Source organism: Haladaptatus sp. (assembly GCF_049589095.1).
In the GTDB taxonomy this organism is placed as follows: Archaea; Halobacteriota; Halobacteria; order Halobacteriales; family Haladaptataceae; genus Haladaptatus.
Window position 1 is genome coordinate 1 of the sequence record NZ_JBAWAC010000004.1, and the last position, 2,712, is coordinate 2,712.

3 protein-coding genes are annotated in these 2,712 nt (G+C 59.8%); 2 read left to right on the forward strand and 1 reads right to left on the reverse strand.

From position 1 onward, the window contains the following. Nucleotides 1-364 (reverse strand): aldo/keto reductase (locus tag WBV42_RS00135; protein WP_423984244.1); only part of this gene is annotated, 364 nt, incomplete at its 3' end. A gap of 188 nt (nucleotides 365-552) precedes the next feature. Here WBV42_RS00135 and WBV42_RS00140 point away from each other — a divergent pair. Together WBV42_RS00140 and WBV42_RS00145 are read left to right on the forward strand one after the other, a co-directional pair. Next, on the forward strand, nucleotides 553-2,055 hold the full coding sequence (locus tag WBV42_RS00140) for a cation-translocating P-type ATPase (protein ID WP_423984245.1): 1,503 nt from the start codon (nucleotides 553-555) through the stop codon (nucleotides 2,053-2,055). Further along, nucleotides 1,986-2,712: HAD-IC family P-type ATPase (locus WBV42_RS00145; RefSeq protein WP_423984246.1), on the forward strand; the 727-nt coding region annotated here is incomplete at its 3' end. The genes WBV42_RS00140 and WBV42_RS00145, both read left to right, overlap by 70 nt.

Below are 2,712 nucleotides of genomic sequence, written 5' to 3' on the forward strand. Positions count from 1 at the left end.
CGAGGCGGTCGAGCGTCCCCTCGATCTGGGCCCGGATGTGCTTACGCGAGAGCCCCGAGTCGTTCGGTCCCGGTTCGCCCCAACCGTCGAACGGGAAGTACACCTTCGAGGCGATGACGAAGTCCTCACGGTCGTGGTCGGTGAGCCAGTCGCCGATGTACTCCTCGCTCCTACCGTTTGGGGTGCCATACACATTTGCGGTATCGATGAAGTTGATACCGTTCTCCCACGCGGCGTCGAGCAGGTCGTGTGCTTCCTCGCGGTCCGTTTCGAGGACGTCACCGGTGCGTTTCCCGAATCGCCACGTGCCGAAACAGAGTTCCGAGACTTTCGTACCCGTCGAGCCGAGCGTTCGATAGTTCATCTACTTCTCGATACGGATAGCAACAAAAAATAACTTACCGGCCACGAGGACCACGTTCGGAAGAAGGCGGCCGACACGGCCCGTCGAACACGACGGCGAAGACGTTCGCACCAACTGTGGCCCGTACGCGAAATCGGTGGTGTCGGGTACGCGAAATCGATGGCGTTGGATCGTCGGGCGGACATTTATTGAAACGGACATCGTACGCCGATTCGGAATTTCGGACGACGTTCGTCGAATACTACATGCAACGCGAACCATCATTCTGGAGCGAATCGGTTGACGGCTTGTTTGCCGAACTGGACACGACGCGGGCCGGTCTTTCGACGGAAACCGCACGCCAGCGGTTGGAAGCGTACGGATACAATCGGTTCCAACGAAAAGAACGGCTCTCGGTAGTTCGATTGTTCGCTCGGCAGTTCAAGAGTGCGATCGTCCTCTTGCTCCTGTTTGCGGCCGTCCTCTCGTTTCTGCTCGGCGAAAAAACGGAAACGTGGATCATCTTCGCGATCGTTCTTCTGAGCGGACTGCTGGGGTTCTGGCAGGAGTACAGCGCGACGAACGCGGTCGAAGAGTTGCTCTCGCTCGTCGAAATCGAAGCGGAGGTCGTTCGGGACGGAGAACCGAGCGCGGTCAAGATCGACGAAGTCGTTCCGGGCGATATCACCCATCTCAACGCTGGCGATACGATTCCGGGGGACTGCAGGCTCCTCGAAGCGGAAAGCCTGCACGTCAACGAAGCCGTGTTAACGGGGGAGACGTTCCCCGTCGAGAAAACACCCGGAACCGTTTCCCCGACGGCACCGATCGCCGACCGGACGAACTCGTTGTTCATGGGGACGCACGTCGTGAGCGGTGAAGCGACGGCCGTCGTCGTTCGAACCGGCGAGGAAACGGAGTTGGGCCAAATCTCGGAACGGCTACAGTATCGACCGCCGGAAACGGATTTCGAACGCGGTATCCGGCACTTCGGTCACCTGCTGCTGGAGGTGACGCTGTTGCTGGTGCTCGCCATCTTCGCCATCAACGTCTACTTCCAACGGCCTATCTTCGATTCGTTTCTCTTCGCCCTCGCGCTCGCCGTCGGGTTGACCCCACAACTGTTGCCGGCGATCATCACCATCAACCTCGCCAGCGGGGCGAGAGACATGGCAACGGAGAACGTCATCGTCAAGCAACCGTCGTCCATCGAGAACTTCGGCAGTATGGACGTGTTCTGTGCAGACAAGACGGGCACGCTCACCGAAGGGACGATTCGGGTGCATTCCGCGATCGACATCGACGGAAACGAGAGCGAGCGCACCTTTCTCCACGCGTATCTGAACTCGTCGTACGAAAGCGGCTTCGAGAATCCGATCGACGACGCGGTCCGGGAAGCCGACGACATCGACACGACGCCGTATCGAAAGCTCGGCGAGGTGCCGTACGATTTTACGCGCAAACGCCTCAGCGTCCTGCTCGCGGATCGGGACGAATCGCGGTTGATAACGAAAGGGCGGTCGAAAACGTCCTCGACGTCTGTACGACGGCGGAAACGGCATCCGGGGACATCGTTCCTATTTCCGAAGCCGAGCCGTCGATTCGGGAAGGGTTCAAAGCGGCGAGCGAGGAGGGGTTTCGAGTGCTCGGCGTCGCAACACGAACCTGGGAGGAGAAACGGCAGGTCACCCGGGCGGACGAGACGGAGATGAGCTTTCTCGGACTGCTCCTGCTGGAGGACCCACCGAAAGACGGCATCGCGGAGACGGTGGACGATCTCGAATCGCTCGGTGTCGGACTCAAGATCATTTCCGGGGACAACAGATACGTGGTTCACCACGTCGGTGAACTCGTCGGATTGGCGGACGAACGGCAAGTCCTGACGGGAACGGATATCGCCGGGATGAGCGACGACGCGCTCCGTGCACGGATCGACCGGGTCGACCTCTTCGCCGAAGTCGAACCGAGCCAGAAGGAACGAATCATCGTCGCGTTGCATGATCAGGGGCACGTGGTCGGCGATCTGGGCGACGGTATCAACGACGCGCCGTCGCTTCGCGCGGCCGATGCCGGGCTCTCGGTCGATAGCGCCGTCGACGTGGCAAAAGAGGCGGCGAACATCGTGCTTCTCGAACGGGATCTGTCCGTCCTCGTCGACGGTATTCGATCGGGGCGACGAACGTTCATGAACACCCTGAAGTACATCTTTCTCACCACGAGCGCGAACTTCGGCAACATGTTCAGCATGGCGGGTGCGTCGCTCTTCTTGCCGTTCCTTCCACTCCTGCCGGTTCAGATACTGCTCATCAACCTCCTTTCGGACCTACCAGCGATCACGATTTCGACGGACACGGTCGATAGCGAATGGG